Annotated in this window: 18 protein-coding genes; 12 read left to right on the forward strand and 6 right to left on the reverse strand. The window is 39.6% G+C overall.

Annotation, left to right across the window (positions count from 1 at the left end; genetic code table 11):
* Positions 1-202: 202 nt before the first annotated feature.
* Positions 203-2,047 carry a phosphoenolpyruvate carboxykinase (GTP) gene (locus B2X33_RS09195; RefSeq protein WP_296023539.1) on the reverse strand — a complete coding sequence of 615 codons (1,845 nt, stop codon included), beginning with the start codon at positions 2,045-2,047 and terminating at the stop codon, positions 203-205.
* A 358-nt stretch (positions 2,048-2,405) separates the two neighbouring features.
* Between B2X33_RS09195 and B2X33_RS09200 the strand changes: the two genes are divergently transcribed.
* From B2X33_RS09200 to B2X33_RS09215, 4 genes are all read left to right on the forward strand, one after another.
* Positions 2,406-3,761 carry an ArsB/NhaD family transporter gene (locus tag B2X33_RS09200; RefSeq protein ID WP_296669171.1) on the forward strand — a complete coding sequence of 452 codons (1,356 nt, stop codon included), beginning with the start codon at positions 2,406-2,408 and terminating at the stop codon, positions 3,759-3,761.
* Between the two features lie 325 nt (positions 3,762-4,086).
* Positions 4,087-4,782, forward strand: coding sequence for a polyphosphate polymerase domain-containing protein (locus B2X33_RS09205; protein ID WP_296669173.1), 696 nt, complete (start codon positions 4,087-4,089; stop codon positions 4,780-4,782).
* Positions 4,783-4,825: 43 nt separating this feature from the next.
* On the forward strand, positions 4,826-5,500 hold the full coding sequence (locus tag B2X33_RS09210) for a DUF4956 domain-containing protein (protein ID WP_296669175.1): 675 nt from the start codon (positions 4,826-4,828) through the stop codon (positions 5,498-5,500).
* A 23-nt stretch (positions 5,501-5,523) separates the two neighbouring features.
* Positions 5,524-6,891, forward strand: coding sequence for a CotH kinase family protein (locus B2X33_RS09215; protein ID WP_296669176.1), 1,368 nt, complete (start codon positions 5,524-5,526; stop codon positions 6,889-6,891).
* Between the two features lie 2 nt (positions 6,892-6,893).
* Here B2X33_RS09215 and B2X33_RS09220 read toward each other — a convergent pair whose 3' ends face one another.
* From B2X33_RS09220 to B2X33_RS09235, 4 genes are all read right to left on the reverse strand, one after another.
* Positions 6,894-7,283: a hypothetical protein gene (locus B2X33_RS09220; RefSeq protein ID WP_296669179.1), complete on the reverse strand. Its 390-nt coding sequence runs from the start codon at positions 7,281-7,283 to the stop codon at positions 6,894-6,896.
* Positions 7,284-7,387: 104 nt separating this feature from the next.
* A complete protein-coding gene (locus tag B2X33_RS09225; protein ID WP_296669180.1) occupies positions 7,388-7,600 on the reverse strand; it encodes a hypothetical protein in 213 nt (70 codons plus the stop codon).
* Between the two features lie 42 nt (positions 7,601-7,642).
* A complete protein-coding gene (locus tag B2X33_RS09230; RefSeq protein WP_296669182.1) occupies positions 7,643-8,914 on the reverse strand; it encodes an extracellular solute-binding protein in 1,272 nt (423 codons plus the stop codon).
* Between the two features lie 196 nt (positions 8,915-9,110).
* On the reverse strand, positions 9,111-10,394 hold the full coding sequence (locus B2X33_RS09235) for an aminotransferase class I/II-fold pyridoxal phosphate-dependent enzyme (protein ID WP_296669183.1): 1,284 nt from the start codon (positions 10,392-10,394) through the stop codon (positions 9,111-9,113).
* 85 nt (positions 10,395-10,479) lie between these two features.
* On the opposite strand from B2X33_RS09235, the gene B2X33_RS09240 reads away from it, so the two are divergent.
* From B2X33_RS09240 to B2X33_RS09495, 8 genes are all read left to right on the forward strand, one after another.
* A complete protein-coding gene (locus B2X33_RS09240; protein ID WP_296023512.1) occupies positions 10,480-11,535 on the forward strand; it encodes an AAA family ATPase in 1,056 nt (351 codons plus the stop codon).
* 22 nt (positions 11,536-11,557) lie between these two features.
* Complete coding sequence (locus B2X33_RS09245) at positions 11,558-12,451, forward strand: DUF58 domain-containing protein (RefSeq protein ID WP_296669185.1); 894 nt, start codon at positions 11,558-11,560, stop codon at positions 12,449-12,451.
* A complete protein-coding gene (locus B2X33_RS09250) occupies positions 12,448-13,515 on the forward strand; it encodes a hypothetical protein (protein ID WP_296669187.1) in 1,068 nt (355 codons plus the stop codon). The genes B2X33_RS09245 and B2X33_RS09250 overlap by 4 nt, the downstream gene beginning before the upstream one ends.
* Entirely contained in the window at positions 13,493-14,500 is a 1,008-nt protein-coding gene (locus B2X33_RS09255) for a VWA domain-containing protein (protein ID WP_296669189.1), read from the forward strand. The genes B2X33_RS09250 and B2X33_RS09255 overlap by 23 nt, the downstream gene beginning before the upstream one ends.
* Before the next feature lie 19 nt (positions 14,501-14,519).
* Positions 14,520-16,154, forward strand: coding sequence for a VWA domain-containing protein (locus B2X33_RS09260; protein WP_296669190.1), 1,635 nt, complete (start codon positions 14,520-14,522; stop codon positions 16,152-16,154).
* Positions 16,103-17,497: a hypothetical protein gene (locus B2X33_RS09265; protein ID WP_296669192.1), complete on the forward strand. Its 1,395-nt coding sequence runs from the start codon at positions 16,103-16,105 to the stop codon at positions 17,495-17,497. The genes B2X33_RS09260 and B2X33_RS09265 overlap by 52 nt, the downstream gene beginning before the upstream one ends.
* A 144-nt stretch (positions 17,498-17,641) precedes the next feature.
* Positions 17,642-18,208 carry a Smr/MutS family protein gene (locus B2X33_RS09270; protein WP_296669194.1) on the forward strand — a complete coding sequence of 189 codons (567 nt, stop codon included), beginning with the start codon at positions 17,642-17,644 and terminating at the stop codon, positions 18,206-18,208.
* Positions 18,209-18,308: 100 nt separating this feature from the next.
* On the forward strand, positions 18,309-18,887 hold the full coding sequence (locus tag B2X33_RS09495; protein WP_414717816.1) for a DnaJ domain-containing protein: 579 nt from the start codon (positions 18,309-18,311) through the stop codon (positions 18,885-18,887).
* 98 nt (positions 18,888-18,985) lie between these two features.
* Here the strand turns inward: B2X33_RS09495 and infA are convergent, their stop codons facing one another.
* On the reverse strand, positions 18,986-19,207 hold the full coding sequence (infA, locus tag B2X33_RS09280; RefSeq protein WP_296023493.1) for a translation initiation factor IF-1: 222 nt from the start codon (positions 19,205-19,207) through the stop codon (positions 18,986-18,988).
* Positions 19,208-19,284 lie beyond the last annotated feature (77 nt).

Below are 19,284 nucleotides of genomic sequence, written 5' to 3' on the forward strand. Positions count from 1 at the left end.
CTTTGGATTTGTACCAAAATGATAAATTCATTACTCAACAAGTCGGTCTTGGCTAAAGTTTTTGCATTTCTTTTCAAGAATTTCGTGAAGGATGCAAGCGTGCTAGAAGATAGAATTTCTGTCAAATAAAAAAGGCTGTCCTTTTGCTGAATAATCAACTTTAAGGACAGCCTTTCTTTTTTTAATCTAGCTTAAAGCCAAATTATTTGTTCAAGCGAGCCTCGAGGTCATCGAGAATTGCTGTAAGTTCTTTTGGAAGGTGTTTTCCGAATTTTGGATAGTGGTTTTCACGAATATCCTTAACTTCTTTTTTCCATCCTTCAACATCAACTTTGAGAATCTCTGGAAGAGTCTTTTTGTAGTAGTCTGCGAGACCGTCAGTGTTGATTGCGCCTTCTTTTGGCATGTAACCGATTGGTGTGTCGATAAAGTTGTCTTTTCCGTCACAGCGGTCAAAAATCCATTCAAGAACGCGGCTGTTGTCGCCGTATCCTGGCCACATAAATCCGCCTGGAAGTTCTGCGTTGTTGTCGTCCTTGCGGAACCAGTTAACGTAGAAGATTTTTGGCAAGAGGTCTTTGTCTTTTGCAGCGTTTCCAACGTCGATCCAGTGCTGGAAGTAGTCGCCCATGTTGTATCCGCAGAATGGAAGAATTGCGAACGGGTCGCGGCGGATTTTTCCAACCTGGCTAGCGTCGATTGTAGAAGCCGCAGTGATTTCTGAACCTACGATAGATCCGAGGAATACACCGTGGTTCCAATCACGGCTCTGGTGAACAAGTGGAATTGTTGACGGACGGCGTCCACCGAACAAGATTGCGCTGATAGGTACGCCCTCTGGTGATTCCCAGTCAGACGCGATACATGGACACTGTTTTGCAGGCGCTGTAAAGCGTGCGTTTGGATGAGCGAATTCTTCACCTTTAGGAGACTTGTCTTTTGGAAGAGCGTCGCGTACGTTGCCTTTCCAGTCAACAAGCTTGCCCTTTGCAGGATAGCCGATTCCTTCCCACCAAACGTCTCCGTCTTCTGTAAGAGCGCAGTTTGTGAAGATTGTGTTCTTTGAAGCAGCCTCGAGAGCGTTTTTGTTAGACTGAGCAGAAGTTCCTGGAGCAACTCCGAAGAATCCTGCTTCTGGGTTGATAGCATAAAGACGTCCGTCTTTTCCGAATTTCATCCAAGCGATGTCATCGCCGACTGTCTCAACTTTCCAGCCCGGGATTGTAGGAATAAGCATTGCGAGGTTTGTTTTTCCGCAGGCTGACGGGAATGCGCCAGTAACGTATTTAACTTCGCCTTTTGGATTAGTGAGCTTAAGAATAAGCATATGCTCAGCAAGCCAGCCTTCCTCACGCGCGATTACAGAAGCGATGCGCAAAGCAAAGCATTTTTTTCCGAGAAGAGCGTTTCCGCCGTATCCAGAACCGAAAGACCAAACAAGATGCTCTTCCGGGAACTGAGAAATATATTTTTTCTCTACTGGAGCGCAAGCCCAAACGCCGTTGTCTTTTGCGCCGTTCTCAAGCGGCTTTCCGACTGAGTGCAAGCAAGGAACAAAGTTGTCATCAAGATATGGCCAAACTTTCTCGCCTGCGCGTGTCATAATGTCCATGTTCAAAACAACATATTCTGAATCTGTAAGCTCAATACCGTATTTTGCGATTGGAGAGCCGAGAGGTCCCATGCAGAACGGAATAACGTACATTGTGCGTCCGTGCATACATCCCTTGTAAAGGCCTTTCATTGTAGCTTTAAGTTCTACTGGGTCGATCCAGTTGTTTGTAGGACCAGCAGCTTCCTGAGTTTTTGCTGCAATGAATGTTCTTTTTTCAACACGTGCTACGTCAGAAGGATCTGAGCGGAAAAGGTAGCTGTGAGGTTTTTTAGCCAATGGAGTAGCAAGACCAGCGTCTACACAAATTTTTACGAGACGGTCATACTCTGCTGCTGAACCATCACAAACAACAACCTGATCAGGTTCACACATCTTAACACATTCTTCAACCCAAGCCTTAATCTTGGCGTTTTTAATGTCATTAACTGTCATTCTAAGATCTCCTTAAAAAAAATCTAACTTAAACGCATTATAGTATTTTTGAGCCGTGAATTCAATGACAATAATTGCGATTTTGTCGTTAATTATTTTTTATTATTGGGCAAAATTGAGCAAAATACCGGGTAAAATTCTTGGAAATTCGGAGCTCATTTTCTTGTCAAACCGGCTCTTGCTGCAAGTCCTCCTTCGCTCCGCTCGTCCGGTCTTTCCGTGGCGATCCGGGCTAAGTTTTTCTCTAAAAACGCGCAGTTTCCTCATTTTTTTTGCATCTTTGCTTAACCGTTTTTTTTGCTTTTCCATGTCGCCTTAATTTGCTAAAATAATTCCACTTTTTTATTGAGGTTTTTTTATGGAACTAAAATGGGTTATTTTGGCACTTGCCGTCTTAATGTACGCGCTTGTAATCGTCTTTCAGGACAAAAAAGTGTGGTTTACGACATTTGCCGGAATTTTATGCATTGTGCTCGGAATGATTTTTCCGGGCGTTATTTTTGGTTCTGCAGAAGGACATGTTTCACGTCTTTTTGCTTTGACAAACGCTTTCGGTACCTTGATTAACTGGAACGTTCTTATGATTTATGTCGGCGCAATGACGATTGCGGCTCTTTTCTTGTATTCAAAAGTTCCTGCAAAAATTGCCGACTGGCTTGTTTCCATTGCGCCTTCGACAGGAGTTGCGATTGTCCTTATCCTTGCAATGACCGGAATTATTTCGATTTTTGTCGAAAACGTTGCGACTGTTCTTGTTATGGCTCCAATTGCGCTGAGTCTCTGCAAAAAATTAAAAATGAACCCGACAATGTTTATGGTCGGTCTCGCTGTTATGTCAAATCTCGAAGGAACAGCAACCCTTGTAGGCGATCCCCCGAGCATGATTTTTGCCGCGGTTGCAAATTACAATTTTAACGACTTTTTTATTCACGAAGGAAAACTTTCCATATTCTTTGTTGTTCAGACAGGACTTCTTGCAGGCTGTATTTTCTTCTATATGGTGTTTGCGCATTTAAAGGACAAATCTGCTGTTCAAAGCGAGCCTGTTCTCTCAGCCTTTCCTGCCGCTTTAATGCTTGTCATGATTTTCGGGCTTGCGGCTCTTTCTTTTGCAAGTTCTACCCTTGCAAAAATTGTTCCTGAATGCATAATGAACCTTTCTTCCGGGCTTTTTGTAATAATTTTGGCGGCAATAGGAGTTTTGTGGTATTCTGCAAAACAGAAAAAGACCAAAAGCGAAGTCTGGACTTTGATAAAGGAGCTTGACTGGGAAACAATTTTCTTTCTGATGGGAATTTTCGTTGTCGTTGGAGCAATCAGCGGAGTAGGGCTTTTAAAAGAATTTGCAAATTTTCTTGTTCACTTCTGCGGCGGAAGTAAATTTTTGGGCTTTGTTGTAATTCTTGCAGTGAGCATTTTGATTTCTGGATTTGTGGACAACGTTCCTTACATTATGGTTATGCTTCCTGTCGCTCAGCAGATGGGCGCCGGACTAGGAATGGGAGCCGACCTTTTTATGTTTGCACTGCTCGTTGGCTCTTGTCTTGGCGGAAACCTCACTCCTTTTGGAGCAAGCGCAAATGTTGTGGCCATGGGAATCGTCAAAAACGAAGGCTATCCAATGTCATTTGCAAAATGGCTAAAAGTCGGAGGAAGTTTTACAATTATTACAACAACAGCCTCGGCAGTCGTTCTTTGGCTTTTGTGGAGCTAAAAACTAAAAATCGCAAAAACGTGCAAAAACGGGATGCAGTTAAAAAAGCATCTCGTTTTTTTTATTTAAAACTTTGGAGCGAGATAGCTCTCAAACCGTCCTTCCGCAATTCGGTAACCCTCAGCCGCTTCGGGCCGCCTTTGGCGTTGCTCCAGCACGGGCTAAGTATTGCTTAAAAAAAATCTTTGGTTCTTTAGGTTAAATATTTAATTATTTAAACTTATTTCAAATTTTTATAAGTAAATCGGTTTACACTCAGAAAACATTTCTTTATACTTTATACATAAGTTACCGATTGTTCGGTAGTTTTTAAGGACTTGCGGCAATGCCTAAATTCAGACACGAGTTTAAATATTTTTCTCCTGAAATGGTTCTTTCTGCGATAGAACAGCGGATGGGAGCGTTGTTAAGCCTGGATAAAAATACTGGAGAAGCAGGCGAATATGCAATTCGAAGCATTTATTTTGATGATATTTACGGCACTTGCTTTTTAGAAAACGAAAACGGAACAGATCCTCGCGAAAAATTCAGAATTAGAATTTACAACTGTTCAAAAGAGCGTATTGCTTTGGAATTAAAGCAAAAAGTAAATGGAATGTGCCTTAAAACGTCGTGTCCTGTTCCGCTAAAAACCCTTGAACAAATTATGGCCGGCCAAATTCCAGATTTTACGGCCGAAACTCCATATCTATTAAAAAAATTGATTTCCCAGATGCATTTTCGTGCATTGAGGCCTGTTGTAATTGTTGCTTACGAGAGAGTTCCTTTTGTTTATCCGGACGGAAATGTTCGTGTAACTTTTGACAGGAACCTTCGCAGTTCAAGCAACATAGAAGATTTTTTTAATCCGCAGGCAGCGTTCAGACCGGTTCTACCGGTCGGAACTAATATGATGGAAGTAAAATTCGACGAATTTTTGCCGGATTTTATAAACGAGGCGTGTCAGACGAGCCTTTTGCAATGGACGAGTTTTTCAAAATTCTACCTTTGCAGAAAATTTGACATTAACGGAATGGCTTAAAATTTTTAAAATTATAAAAACATAAAAAAGGACGGTAGCTTTTATGGGATTTAAGGATATTTTCAAAAAATCATTCATTCAGGGATTTACAAGATACGATGCGACTCCGGAAAACATCATCATAGTTTTTTTGATTGCGTCTGTTTTTGCGCTTTATATTTTCTTCGCTTACAGGCTTTTGACGCGCCGAACCTTTTATTCAAAGTCGTTTAACATTGCGCTTCCTGCTCTTGTATTGATTACTGCCGGTGTAATTTTGACGATTCAGTCGAGCGTTGTAATTTCTTTAGGTATGGTCGGCGCTCTTTCTATTGTCCGCTTTAGAACTGCAATAAAAGATCCAATGGATTTGGTTTTTCTGTTTTGGGCGATTTCTACAGGAATTATCTGTGGCGCAGGTCTTGCTCAAATTTCGTGCGTGCTTGCGTTTATTTTGACAGTTGCTCTTTTTGTTTTGGACAGGCTTCCTGTTGCAAAAGCTCCAAAAATTTTAATGGTAAGCGGCAATAGTTACGAACTCGAAAAAAGCATAATGGCGCTAGTTCAAAAATATTGCAAAACTTTTGCAGTAAAAAGCCGCGCTCTTTCTAATGGAAAAATCAACCTTGTTGTAGAAATCCGCGCTTCTGACGATTCTGCTCTTTTACAGGAAGTTGCCGCTCTCGAAAATGTTGTTTCTTCAACAATTCTTGCGCACGACGGCGAAGTAACTTACTAGATTTATCTGAAAAAAAAGAAAATATGAGCGTTTTTAATGGAATAAAAAGATATTCGGCTGGCTTTGTTTTTTTATTTGTTCTGCTTTCGTTTGGCTGTGTTTTAGCATTTTTGCTTTCTTCTGAACGGGAAGTTACTTTTGAAAGTTGCAAAAAACTTGGTCTTCCGATACTCGAGCTTTCTACAAACAAAAAGAAAGAAATTACAAGCAAAGAAGATTATGTAAAAGGCGAATTTACTTTAACGGATCCTTCTGTCGTTCTTACAGGAAAATGCAAGGTTCGTGGACACGGAAATTCAACCTGGAAAACAACTTTTACAAATAAAAAACCGTATCTTTTAAAACTTGACCGTGAGGCAAATCTTTTGGGAATGCCGGGCGCCCGAAAATGGATTTTGATGGCAAACTCCTGCGACCGCTCAATGCTGCGAAATTTTTATGCCGAGCATCTTACTCACAATGTCTGGGACAAAATGCGGTGGAATCCGCAGTCAAAATTTATAACCCTCTTTATAAATGGCAAATACCGCGGACTTTATTCGGTTACGGAAAAAGTTGAAGTTGAAAAAAGCCGCGTTGAATTCGAGGGTGAAGGTTTTCTTGCCGAAATCGACAGCCACGGCGGCCGTCCATATTCTTTTTCAAGCCCGACAGGCTTAAGGTTTCATATCCGCTCTCCCAAGTCAACCGAAGAAAACTACAAAAAATGGGCGGAAAAAATAAACGAACTCGAAAATATTCTTTATAGCGAAAACTGGTTAAAAGAAGACGGGTACAAAAAATATTTTGATATGGATTCGTTTGTTGACTGGTATCTTCTTTCTGAGTTTTCGAAAAATTATGATGCAAAGTTCTATAACTCGGTCTTTATGAATTATGACTACAGTCAGGACAAACTTTTTATGGGGCCTGCCTGGGATCATGATATTGCGTTTGGAAACAGCGGCGAAAGTTCTACAGGAAGCAATTCTTATAACTCTCTCGTAAGCAACAGCGCGTGGATTCAAATGTTCAAGGTTTTTGATTTTTCTAAAAATTCGACAATGCCGTCCAACGAAGAAGGTTTTTTGATAAATCAGTCGTCTTGGTATCATCGCCTTTTTAACGATGCAGATTTTGTAAATGCGGTAGAAAAACGTTGGCTCGAAACCCGGCTTGAATTAAAATCTTCGATTGACTGGCTCAAGGAGCAGGGCGAGCTTTTAAATTCTGCCGGAGAATTAAACGACAGCGTATGGCACATAATTGGAAGCGCGATCTGGCCACGTGCGCCCGGATACCGCGACAGAAAAACTTATAAAAGCGAAGTAAAATATCTTACGGACTGGTGCGAGCAGCGCTTTGAGTGGATGGACAGTATTTTTTACCAGAAAAAGTTTGCAAATAACTAGAATTATGCCGTCAAATCGAGAAGTTGTCCTGTCTGAGGCTGCACTCCTGCAAGTCCGTAGCCTGTCATATGGGATTTTTCGATTTCGTTTTGAATCTGCGACTGATAATTTTGAATAAGGCTTTCCATTTGGCCATCGCTCAAATTTAAATTGTCGGAAAATTCTGCTTTTGGCTGGCTTTTCATGGAGATAAGCTGGTTTAAAAGAGAGTTTAAAATCTGAATTTTGCTTACAGAAACGCCGTGTTCTGGGATTGAAGAAGCAACTCCAGAAATATGGTCAAATTGAGAATAAATAACGGAAGCAGGATTTACAGGAACATAGAGTTTTCCTGAGCTGCCGCTTAAAATTCTGCCGTATGAATAAGCATTTAATGAAATAGAATTGACCATAACTCAACCTCTAGTAAATTTTCGGAAAAATAAAAATTTAGTTTAGAGGCTGATATATTTTTTCTGGCATTTTGTGCAAATGTCAGAAAAAAGACGTGGATTTTTTAGCGTTTTTTTCCTAGAACGTTGTCAACTTCTTCCTGAGTTACAGAAATCTGTTCAATTTTTAATCTGTCCGAAAACAATTTGCTGTTTTTTTCAAAATTTTCCAAGATTTGAGATGACTTAAATTTTGGTTTTCTTATATTTTTTATTTTAGAACGTTCTGCCTGTAAAAGTCTGTTTAGTTCGTCCTGAGAAATAAAAGTTTCGCTCATAATTTTGCGCTCCCGTAAAAAGTCAAGATTAAAACTTCAGTTTTAGTCAAATTGCTTTGACCATGTATTTAAAAGCGATTCCATCGTAAGATTTTTTTTGTCGCTGTCTGTTTTTATTGCATTGTTCAAATAAGGAAAAATTACGCGCTCTTTTATGCTTTGCCATCGTGGCGGAAAAGCCTGTGGCGCTGCAATTTTTTCTTCTGCCGGCAAGTTTCCGAGCAAATTTCTGTAAAAAGTTGGGAAAATGCGCTCGTTTACACCTTTTATTGTCGAAAAGCCAGACACAATTCCAAAAGTCGCCGTGTCCAGATGCATTTTTGCAGAGCGTTCTAGCAAAAGCTTTTGATTTTTTTCTTGGAAAAACCAGCGGATAAAATTTTCAGCCTGCCTTGGATTTTTTGCGTGTTTGTAAACTGCCATAGAAACAATATCGTCTTTTGCAGGAATAAAGCCGTTTATCGAAAGCCATCGGAAATCAATTTCGCCAAGCTGTTCAAAAGAAATTTTAAAAAGTTCGTTGCTCGTTATGTAGCTAAAAAGCGTTCTGCCTTCGGCAATTTGTCTGTATTTTGGTGTGTAGAGGTATTTGAATTCAAAATCTTGCTCTGCCGTTGTGCTTGAGTTTTTTTCTTTAGTCCAGGCTCTGATATATTCAACTGCTTCTGAAAGTTTTTTTTCGTCCCAGATAAAACCGTTTCCTTTTTGCTTGAAACATGGACCGAATTTTTTAGCGACTTCGTACAAAAATTCATCGTCCCAGGAAGGGGCAAAACCCATTTTTGTATAGAAACCTTTTTTGTTCACTGCATTAAAGTCTCCGGCAAGTTCTTTTATCTGCTCAAGAGAAAGCGAATATTGATTTGGAATTTTATCTTCGTTTTTGGAAGAAAAGACAAAAAGCGGAAGGTTAAAACTGACAGGAAGAAGATATTGGCTGTCAAAAACTTTGCCGTATTCAACGAGAGGCGCGTAAAGTGTAGAAATATCGATGCTGTCTTTGCTTAAAAGTGAATCGAGAGGCCTAAAAAGTTTGCGTGTGCTGTCGTTTTTGAGCCATGAGCCTGCGATTAAATCCGGTTTTTCTTCATCTTTTGCAGGGGGAAGTGAACTTGCGAGACGTTTTTTGTAAACTATTACAGCTTTTGTCTTGTCTTGAATCGAATTAAAAAGTTCACTGTAAGAAACAAATTCTTCGCGGTCAGTCCAAATTATAAAAGTGTCTGGCGAATTGTCTTGTATCTTGCATCCAAAAAAAAGTCCGCAAAAAATAAAAATCGCCGCAAAAAAATAAGTCCTCAAAAATCCAGTCATTATTTGAGTATACCGCATTTTTTTATATTTATAAATATTCAAGAATAGAAAAAAATCAACGATTTAACAAAGCGGCATATTTTTTATAAACCGTATGACAGGCTGACGGCGCAATTTTAAGATTGTGAGCAGATTGCCGCCAAATAAAAAAGACGCCAGATTTTCTGACGTCTTTTTGAGTTTTTATAAAATTGATTTACATATTGTCGGCGCATTCGTAAATAGCTTTATATACTGTTTCAACCTGTTCTTTTTCAAGGCTGGAGAATGCGACTCTGAGTGTTTCTGAATCAATTGCAACTGTTCCAATCTGTTTTTCGTGCAGAATTTTCTGGCGCAGCTGTTCAGCATCGACTTTTGTATGAAAACTCATAAAATATCCTGAATTGAACGGCAGGGCTTCAAGATTTTTGCTTGTATGCGATGTCACGAATTTTTTTACTTCTTCATAGCGTTCTTCGAGAAGTTTTCGAAAATTCTTTTTCTGAATTTCGAGCGCTGGATCGCTGAATGCACGCAGAGCAAGGCTTTGGCTTGGTGTTGACGAGCAGCTTACGGAAGAACGGATCAAACCCATAAGTTTTTTTTCGAGCGCAGCGTAGTGTCCGTCTGTTAAGCCTTTTCCTCCAAATGTTAAAAATCCTGTGCGGAATCCCCAGACAAAGTCTTCTTTTGTTGGTCCGTCGATTTTTACAGCAAGAACATTTTCGTGCAAGTCTGCAAATTCTGCAAAAAGAGACTGCGGATAAATGTCGTTTTCGTAGTTTAGTCCAAAATATGCATCATCGTCCCAAATAAGAACTTTTGCGCCTTTTTCTGCAATATCGCGGATTATTTTTACAATCTGAGCTGCTTCTGCGTTTGTAGGTGAATAGCCGCTTGGATTTTGCGGAAAGTTTAAAAGTAAGCGGACAAAGCCTGTTTCTGCTTCTTTTTCTACTGCTTTTTTGAACGAGTCAAGGTCGAATCCATCGCCTGAAAAAAGATTGAATGTGTGGAGCTGTGAATTTCTGCGTGTTTCTACAATGAGCGCATAATTGTCCCAGCTTGGGTTTGGCGAAAGAAGAGGTTTGTCTTCGTCAAGAAAAAGGTCTGCAAGATAGGAAATGCCTGCTGTTAGTCCTGGAACTACAACTGGCATGGAAATTGATTTTCCTTTGAGCCCTGGATTTTTTTTGTAGATTAAATCTTTCCAAAGTGCACGAAGCTCCGGATTGCCAGCGGTCGGCATATACGAAACCAATTCTCCGGCAGAAAGCTCTGGCGCATATTTATGCACAGCTTCGAGAATTGCCGGTTTTCCGCCTGTTAGCGTTGTTCCGATTGTTGCATTTGCAACTTTTCCGAATTTTTTTGCTTCTCCTCCCTGAGCAATAATGCCTTTCGGGAAGAAAATCCGTAATCCTAAGTCTGAAAGCAACTCGCCTGGAGTTGTGTTTTTAAGAACATTGTTCAATTCTTGTGCTAAAGGGTTCAACATGATAAAGTATATTATCGCTATAAAGTACGTGCGTCAATTGGATATGCATAAAAACTGCATAAATATACAATTTTCAGGCTATAAAATGGATAAAAATAATATAAATTCAACTTTAACTGGTTTTGAAGATACGGAATTTAACGGACAAGGTGGCAACGGCGAAAGTATTCAGGATTCGGTAATTTTTGAAAACTGCCGTAAGATTTTGGAAGAGTGCCGGACAGAAGCCGCAAAACGGCTTGTTGGGCAGGGACAGGTAATTGATGCAATCCTTACTGCAATAATTACAGGCGGACATATTCTTTTGGAAGGTGTTCCTGGTCTTGCAAAAACACTTGCCGTAAAAACTTTTGCTGAACTTTCTGGGCTTGATTTTAAGCGCATTCAGTTTACTCCGGATCTTTTGCCTGCGGATGTAAGCGGAACTTTGATTTACGAACAGAACACTGGAAATTTTTCTGTCAGAAAAGGTCCTGTTTTTACAAACATTGTGCTTGCCGATGAAATTAACCGCGCTCCTGCAAAAGTTCAGTCGGCGTTGCTTGAAGCTATGGCGGAAAAACAGGTTACGATTGGTGAAAAAACTTACCCTCTTCCTCAGCCATTTTTAGTTCTTGCAACTCAAAACCCGATTGAGCAGGAAGGAACTTATAATTTGCCGGAAGCTGAACTTGACCGTTTTTTGCTAAAAGTTCTGGTTTCTTATCCGACTCCTCAGGAAGAAATTCAAATCGTAAAAACTGCCGGAAAAGCGGGAGAAGTCGCCGTAAAAAAAGTGCTTTCCGCTCAAAAAATAAAAGACTTGCAGTCGGCTTTTGAAAAAGTTGTCTGCGCTGACAAAATTATCGAGTATATGGTAAACATTGTTTCGGTAACGCGCAGCCTTAATACTGGACGGCGCACTGACTTTTCAAAATATATTTCTTTTGGCGCTTCGCCTCGTTCTGGAATTGCTCTTTTGCAGTGTTCAAAAGTAAAAGCCTTGTTTGCCGGACGTTCTTTTGTTTTGCCGGAAGACGTAAAAAATGCCGCCTGCGAAGTTTTAAGGCACAGGCTTGTTCTTTCTTACGAAGCTGCCGCCGATGGAATAACTGCCGACGAAATTATTTCAAAAATCTTGACGTTTGTTCCTGTTCCATAGTTGAATTTTTTAAGGCTGTCCGATGCTGAAAATTTTTGACGAAAATTCAAACAGACTTGTACAGAAAGCTTCTCTTTTAAAATTGTCTGCAAAAACTCTTGCCGACAATCTGCGTCTTGGCGGTTTTAAGTCGCTTTACCGTGGTCAAGGAATTGATTTTTACGGAGTTCGCGAATACAACGCCGGAGATAACGTTCGTTCAATTGACTGGAACGTTACAGCAAGAATGGGACATCCTTTTGTAAAATTATACGAAGAAGACCGTGAGCTTCAGGTGTTTTTTGTTTTGGACCGTTCTCTTTCGATGTTTTCTGGAACAAATAAAAAAACTCGGATTCAGGTTGCTTCGGAAGCTGCCGCGCTCTTGGTTCTTGCCTGTTTGCAAAATAATTCTTCGATTGGGGCTGTTTTTTTTGACGGAAAAATAAGATTCAGCACAAAGGCAAAAACTGGGCGGGATCAGGCAATGATGATTTTGAGCAGGCTTGATGAAGCGGAGGAAAAAATTGAAAGAGGTTCTGTTCTTGGATCTGCGCTAAAAGGTGCCCATAAACTTTTAAAAAAACGTTCTCTGGTTTTTGTAATTTCGGATTTCCGTTCATCTCTTTGGCAGGAAAACCTTGCAAGGCTTGCAGAAAAAAATGACGTTGTCGCAATGCGGATTACGGATTCTTTGGACAGCGAATTACCAGAAATCGGAACAGCTTTTTTTTCTGACATTGAAAGCGGTGTTACAAGAAAATTTCCGACATCTTTAAAAGCCTTTAAAAATGCCTGGCTTGAAGACAATCGCCGCCGTCTAGACAGCTGGAAAGAATTCTGTCTGAGGCACGGAGCAAGCCCTGTAATTTTATCGACTGCGGATGACCCTGCCTATGTTTTGAATAAGTTTTTTTGCAGCCGGAGAGAAAGATGAAAAAAGTTTTTCTTTTGCTGTTTTGTTTTGTTTTGTCCGGCTCATTTTGCTTTGCCCAGAATCTTGTTTCAAAAAATTCAAGTTCAAACGGCGCGGTGCAGATTCTTATGCCGAAAAATATTTATGTTGGCGACAGATGTGAATTAAAATATGTTTTTCATACCGATGTTGATCTTTTTGAAAATAAAATTTCCGGAACTGACATAAAAACTCTCGATCTTTTGACTGGCTGGCCTGTTTTTAATAAAATGTCGGAAAAATGTCTGGTTTATCGGGTCGTTTTGGAGCACATCGGTTTTGAATACACGCTCACAGTTTTTTTTATTCCGTGGCAGACTGGCGTAATTGATTTTTCTTCATTCGATTTGGCGAATCTGGTTCGCGCTTCGCAAAAAAAAGAACGCTCCGTTGCGGCTTTTCCTGTAGATTTTGCCCCTGTTTCTGTAAATTCACTTGCCGAAAAAATCGGGGCTGTTTCTCTTAGGCCTCCGGCAGGTCCTCTCGTTGTTCCAGGAACTTCTTTTTTATTGATTATTCTTGCGGCAATTTTTTTGGTTTGTGCTGGAATTGCCGTATTTTTTATTTTTAAACTGCCGTATTTTTTAGCGTTTTTTATTCTTGCTGAAGAACAGCGAAAAATCAAAAAACTTTATAAAAATTCGCAAAGGCAGTTGAACAAGCTTCTCAAAGAAAAAAAAGATGATGAAGAATTTTGCTCTCAGCTTACGCTTACCGTCAGAAAATATCTGTGCGGCCGGTTTGACGAATGTTTTTTGTCAATGACATGTGAACATTTTTACGAAAAATTTGAAAAAATAGCCTGCGGTTCACTTTCAGAAGCGCAAAGTTCTGCTGTGAGCGACATTGTGGAAGTTTTTGGAAGATGTGATTATATTCGCTTTGCAAAAGGTTCTGTCGATTCGTTTAAAAAGCCAGCTTCTCTTTACGAAGCGGTGCTTGCTGACGGAGAACGCGAAATTCTTGTAAACCGCTGTCTTAGCGCCATAAATTTTTTTACTTTTGAACTGGAGAATGAATCAAATGATAAGAATGCCAGTGTTTGAAAACCCGACTGCTTTTTTATTTTTGGCGGCGGTTCCTGCTCTTTTTATTCTCCGCCAGCTTAAAATTTTCAAAAAAATTTCTTTTCCAGTTGTTTTTGCGGATTGGAAAGGAAAAAGTTTTGTCTGGAAAGGAAAAGTTTCTGTTTTTTTTAACGCGCTTTCTGTTTTTTTGTGCGCGGCAGGTTATGCAAGCCTTGTCTGTGCTTTTGCCGACCCTGTAATTCAAAAACAGGAAAAAATTTATACTTCTAAGGGCGCAGATATTCTTTTTGTGCTTGATACGAGCCCTTCAATGTCAGCCCGCGATATTGCAAATATGACCCGTCTTGACGCTGCAAAACAGGGAATCCGCACTCTTGTAAACAACAACAGAGGCGCCGCTTTTGGACTTGTTGCCATGGCAAGCGAGGCCGCTGCGATTGTTCCGCCGACTGTTGACCATGAGCTTTTTTTGCGCCGTCTGGATTCTCTTGTTACAGGCGGGCTGGGAGAAGGAACTGCTCTTGGAATCGGTTTAAGCAGTGCCGTTTACCATCTTATAGCTTCTTCTGCTCCAAAAAAATGCGTTGTTTTAATAACCGACGGTGAAAATAACGCAGGTTCAATTCATCCTGACACAGCGGCAAATCTTGCTGCCCAAAATGGAATTACAGTCTACGCTTTTGGAATAGGAACAAAAGGAACAGTTCCAATTGAATATGTTGATCCAAAAACTGGCAAAGTTCATTCCGGCTATTACGATTCTGAATTTGATTCGTCTTCTCTTGAGGAAATTGCTCTTGTCGGCGGCGGAACGTATTTTGGAATAGAATCGACTGCCTCTTTTGCGGAGGCTCTTAATTCTGTCAGCCGGAAACAGAATGTTTTGCAGGCTTTTCACTATAAATCTTCAAACAGGCAGCTTTATTCATATTTTTTGATTTTTTCAGCGATTGTTTTTTTTGCAGCGTGGTTTATCCGCCGAATTTTATTGAAAGAAATTTAAAACTTAATCGAGGAGTTTTATGCTGGACATTCAAAGACCGTACGCTTTTTTTATTTTGTTGATTTTATTTGTTTTCTCCGCTTATGATTTGTTCCGCTACAAAAAAGTGGCAAAAAGTTTGGGTGTTGCAAATTTGATGAATAATTTCCAAAAAAATAAATCTTTCCGCCGTTTTAAAATTTCGATAATTTTGCGGACTATTCTGCGTTTTTTTGCCTGTGCATTTGCAGTTTTTGCTTTTGCAGGAATTTTCTGGGGAACAAACTCTGTCGCAGTTCAAAAAACTGGAGATGCGGTTGCCTTTGTTTTTGATATTTCCTGGAGCATGAATGCAAAAGACGCTCCTGGAGGTTTGACGAGACTTGAAGCGTCAAAACAATATGCCTGGAAACTTCTTGAAAAAATGAATGGAACATCTGTGAGCGTGGTTCTTGCAAAAGGCGATGGAATTATTGCCGTTCCTTTGACAGATGACAGGACAAGCGTTGATTCTATTTTAGAAAGCCTTTCTCCAACTTTAATGACGGCTGCCGGTTCTTCAATCGGAAAAGGAATTTCTTCTGCAATGCAGTCTTTTCCAAAAAATATGAGTCAGAACGCTCATGTCTGGGTTTTTACTGACGGAGATGAAACTGACGGCTCACTGTCATTTGCTCTTGACGATGCTGCAAGGTTTGGAATCCCTGTTACTTTGGTTGGTTTTGGAACTGCGCGTCCAGTTGAAATTCTTGCAGGAGATGGCGCTACAAAAGTAAAAACTTTTTTAAATGCTGAAAAAATGATAGATGCCGCTTCTGCTGCCAATAAAAAATCACTTTTGCCACGGCACCGTCTTAGTCCAGACAATTCGATTTCTTATGTTGCTGCCGATTCTGAAGGTTCTGCCTACGTTTTGCTAAATCAGCTTTCTGGAAAAAAAATGTCTGGAGAGTCTTTTGAAATTCAAAAGATTTCGCATCACAAGCTGTTTATTTTTCTGTCGATTGTATTTTTTATTTTTTCCTTTATAGTTTCCGAGCTTGATTTGAATTTTCTTTTTGGTTCTAAATCGTCAAAAAAAACGGCTGTTCTTGCGGTTTTTGCGGTTCTTCCGTTTTTTACCTCTTGTAAGTCCGAAAAATTTTCAGTTTTGAACGGAGTTTTTAACTGGTATCAAAAAAAATATCAGACGGCGACGGCGAATTTTTTGCGTTCGTATAACAATTCAAAACTTTCAGAAGATAAAATTCTTGCAGAGTATTGCGCTTACAATCTTGCTTCAACATACATCATGCAGGACGAGCTCGATGCCGCTTTAATCAGGCTTGAACAGGTTTCGCCAGAAGCAGATGAAAAACTCAAGAGTTCAGCTTTTTATAATGCCGGAATTATTGCAAACCGCCGCGGAGATTTTTCGCTTGCAAGGGAATATTTTAAAAAAGCGGTTCTTGCGGATTCTTCAAATTTGAATGCAAAAATCAACCTGGAATTTATTCAGCAGCAGCTGGAGACTCGAAATTCAAAGTCGGCAGAAAAAGAAATGACTTCTGTCAATGTTGAAAAAAACAATAATTCAATGGAAAATGCCGTTTTTAATCTTATTCAGCAGGAGGAAAAAGAACGATGGCAAAAACTTCAGTCAAACAAAAAAGATTCGTCAGTCGTGGATTATTAGTTTTTGTATTTTTTTTGATTTTTGCCTCTCTTTATGCAAAAACTCCGTCACCTGCTTTTATCCGCACATTAAAAGTAAAGCCGGACAATTCGTCGATTTTTACAGTATACGAAAACGGTTTTACGCTGAAAATTCCTGAAGTTGAGCCTTCTAACGTTCAGACCGATTTGCCGCAATTGCCGGAAGGAGTCCAGCTTGTTTCTTCAAAAAAAGAAGAATTTATTGGAGAAACAGGAATTCGTGGAACTGCTGTTCACCTTTGGTTTTCTTTTAAGAATACAGGTCCTGTTAGGCTTCCGCCTTTAATCGTAATTATTGGTTTTAGAACTTATTATATTCCGTTTGATGATATAACTGTTTTTGAAAATCCAGATTTGATAAATCCTCAGGCTTTTGTTGAATTTGTTTCCGGGGCAAAATTTGACAGAATTCTTGGAGATTCGAAAAAATTTACTGCAAGGGCAGGAGAAGAAATTATTTTTGAATTGAATTTGAAGTATTTTTCTCAGATAATTTCCTTTGACTGGAAATTGCCGAAAAATTCAATTTTTGAAGAAATAGAAACTTCTGAATATGTTAGTGGAAAATCTGTCGGAAGAAATTTTTCGGACAAAAGCCTTCCTGTCGCAAAATTCCGGTGGAAGCCGCTTGTTGAAGGAGAATACGATTTGCCGGAATTTGCTTTGACTGCGATTGCTTACAATGGAAGCCAGCGCACTGTAAAAATTCCGAATGTAGTTTTAACGGTTTTGCCGGCTTCTCTAAAAGTTGAAAACTCTGAAAACAAAATAATCGACAAAAAACTATTTAATTCGGCATTTTCTGAGCCAAAAAACACTGCTGGCGGTTTTACAAAAAAGAAAATTGGAATTGAAGATTGCAAAAAAATTGTGGAATTGCGCAGTTTTGAACGAAATTCTTTGTTTTCTGGAAAAGAAAAATTGGAACGCGAACAGCTTGAAAAGAAGTTTTCGCTTTCAAATAACGAAAATGAAATAAAAAAGCCTTTTGTAGAATTATTTGCTGTGTGCGGAATAGTTTTGCTGGTTTTGATGGTGATTTTTATTGTTTTAAAACGAAAAAGAATTGCAATTATGCTTGCGTTCTGCATGATTTTGGCATTTGTTGTGAGTTTTTATAAAGGAACTCAAGTTTTTAAAAAATATGGAATTTTTGCTGGAGGAAGCATAAGTCCTGTGCCGGAAGAAACAAGTTCTGGCGTTCAGAATTTTTACGGTGGAATCCGTGTAAGAATTTTAGAAAAAACAAGCGATTATTTTTATATAGAATCGTCGGAAATAAACGGCTGGGTAAAAAAAGAGCTTGTCTTTGAAATAAAATAATTTACTGAAAAGCGGCAAGGATAGGAGTGGCGGCGTAGGCCGTTGCGGAACTTTGTGGAGCAATGAAGGCGAACGCCGGAACCACGGATAGCCTGATTTTTGCTATGCAAAAAGCCGCCCGATAAAAATTTATTGGAGGAAAAAATGGATTTTGGTGATATTTTGACACAATGGGCGGAAACTCAAAAAAAAGAAAAATCTGCTGCAAAAAGGCCTGCGGTTCAGGTTAGCCATAAAAAAGCAAATGCGCCGACTCCCGAAGAAAAAAAACTTGCCGCTCAAAAAAGCAAAAAAACTTTGGAAGGCCGGATGCTTGCGGATTCAAAAAAAACAGTTAATCCAATGGAACTTTGGCTGCGCCGTTATGGAACTGTTGATAAAGACTGTTTGAACGAAGAAAGCGAAGAAGCGTCAAAAATGGAAAATCGCAATTACTTAAAATCTATGCGTCCTGAAGCAAGAATTGATCTGCATGGCTTTACCCGGGACGAAGCCTGGGCAAAGCTTGAAGCTTTTGTAAACGATTGCCTTAGGCGCGGAATAAAAAAGATTGAAATTGTTCACGGAAAGGGAATCCACAGCCACGGAACGGATCCTGTTTTGGGCGCAATGGTGCGGACTTTTATTGAGCAGAATAAACATTTGGGTGTGAGCGGACACAACGACAGAAATCATGGCGGTTCTGGAGCAACCTGGGCTTTGTTAAAGTAAGTTTTAAAAAACTGTTTTTACTTGTAACTGTGGGGAATTTTGATTATTTTAATTGCAGAACGTTTTATAATAAAAGAAGTAAAAACTTAAGGAAGTAGTATTGGAAGATTTATACGCAGCATTGGGAGTTTCTAAAGATGCGTCTCAGGACGAAATAAAGTCGGCTTACAGAAAACTTGCTATGAAATATCATCCTGACCGGAATCCAGGTAATAAAGAAGCCGAAGAAAAATTCAAGAATATAAGCGCTGCTTACGATGTTTTAGGTGATGAAACTAAGCGCCGTAATTATGACAGTTTTAGTGCTTTTGGTGCTCAGTCTCAGCAGTCGTATAATCAGCAATACAATCCTTGGGGGCAGCAAAGTTCTTATGGCGGTCAGTCTTATCAGGACGATCCGTTTTGGCAGTGGGCGCAATATGGCTGGAAAAACGAGAATTCGCAAAACGGTCAAAACCGCACATATTATTATAAATATGAAGAAAAAAAATACACTCGCGCCGAATGGTTCGGGCAACTTTTGAAAAATGCGGCAATTTTGCTTTTGAGCATGTATTTTATGAGATTTAGTTTTTTTATAATTCCTATTGGTCCTATTTTATGTATTGCAGGAATCGTAAAGGGGCTTTCTGGAATGACAAAAAGCCTTAAAGGAATTTTTGCGAGAAAGACAAAATAAAAAATAGCTTTGTAGATTTAGATTTACAGAATAGAAAAAAAAGGCCATTGAGCGGTTAAAAACCGAAATGACCTTTTTTTTGCAATCGACAGTTTTGACTAGCGTTCGCGGAAAATTATGCGTCCGCGGTTCAGGTCGTATGGAGAGAGTGCAACTTTTACGCTGTCTCCTGGAACAATCTTAATGTAGTGTTTGCGCATTTTGCCTGAAAGATGTGCCATGATGATATGTCCGCCGTTTTTAAGCTCAACGCGGAACATTGTGTTTGGCAGCGCCTCTTTTACAATTCCTTCAACTTCTATAGCTTCTTCTTTAGCCACATTTCCTCCAAAAAAAGTTTGCCTTTTTGTTAGTTCTTTATTATATTTATTATCTACTTATAAAAAATCTTGTCAAC

The organism is Treponema sp. UBA785 (assembly GCF_002297065.1).
In the GTDB taxonomy this organism is placed as follows: domain Bacteria; phylum Spirochaetota; class Spirochaetia; order Treponematales; family Treponemataceae; genus Treponema_D.

What these genes read in the sequence shown, in the direction of transcription:
- B2X33_RS09245 (WP_296669185.1), top strand. Translation starts at nt 11,558, where the DNA reads ATGCTGAAAATTTTTGACGAAAATTCAAACAGACTTGTACAGAAAGCT.
- B2X33_RS09270 (WP_296669194.1), top strand. Translation starts at nt 17,642, where the DNA reads ATGGATTTTGGTGATATTTTGACACAATGGGCGGAAACTCAAAAAAAA.
- B2X33_RS09210 (WP_296669175.1), top strand. Translation starts at nt 4,826, where the DNA reads ATGGGATTTAAGGATATTTTCAAAAAATCATTCATTCAGGGATTTACA.
- B2X33_RS09235 (WP_296669183.1), bottom strand. Translation starts at nt 10,394, where the DNA reads ATGTTGAACCCTTTAGCACAAGAATTGAACAATGTTCTTAAAAACACA.
- B2X33_RS09225 (WP_296669180.1), bottom strand. Translation starts at nt 7,600, where the DNA reads ATGAGCGAAACTTTTATTTCTCAGGACGAACTAAACAGACTTTTACAG.
- B2X33_RS09230 (WP_296669182.1), bottom strand. Translation starts at nt 8,914, where the DNA reads ATGACTGGATTTTTGAGGACTTATTTTTTTGCGGCGATTTTTATTTTT.
- B2X33_RS09240 (WP_296023512.1), top strand. Translation starts at nt 10,480, where the DNA reads ATGGATAAAAATAATATAAATTCAACTTTAACTGGTTTTGAAGATACG.
- B2X33_RS09205 (WP_296669173.1), top strand. Translation starts at nt 4,087, where the DNA reads ATGCCTAAATTCAGACACGAGTTTAAATATTTTTCTCCTGAAATGGTT.
- B2X33_RS09260 (WP_296669190.1), top strand. Translation starts at nt 14,520, where the DNA reads ATGCTGGACATTCAAAGACCGTACGCTTTTTTTATTTTGTTGATTTTA.
- B2X33_RS09195 (WP_296023539.1), bottom strand. Translation starts at nt 2,047, where the DNA reads ATGACAGTTAATGACATTAAAAACGCCAAGATTAAGGCTTGGGTTGAA.
- B2X33_RS09265 (WP_296669192.1), top strand. Translation starts at nt 16,103, where the DNA reads ATGGCAAAAACTTCAGTCAAACAAAAAAGATTCGTCAGTCGTGGATTA.
- B2X33_RS09215 (WP_296669176.1), top strand. Translation starts at nt 5,524, where the DNA reads ATGAGCGTTTTTAATGGAATAAAAAGATATTCGGCTGGCTTTGTTTTT.
- B2X33_RS09220 (WP_296669179.1), bottom strand. Translation starts at nt 7,283, where the DNA reads ATGGTCAATTCTATTTCATTAAATGCTTATTCATACGGCAGAATTTTA.
- B2X33_RS09200 (WP_296669171.1), top strand. Translation starts at nt 2,406, where the DNA reads ATGGAACTAAAATGGGTTATTTTGGCACTTGCCGTCTTAATGTACGCG.
- B2X33_RS09250 (WP_296669187.1), top strand. Translation starts at nt 12,448, where the DNA reads ATGAAAAAAGTTTTTCTTTTGCTGTTTTGTTTTGTTTTGTCCGGCTCA.
- B2X33_RS09255 (WP_296669189.1), top strand. Translation starts at nt 13,493, where the DNA reads ATGATAAGAATGCCAGTGTTTGAAAACCCGACTGCTTTTTTATTTTTG.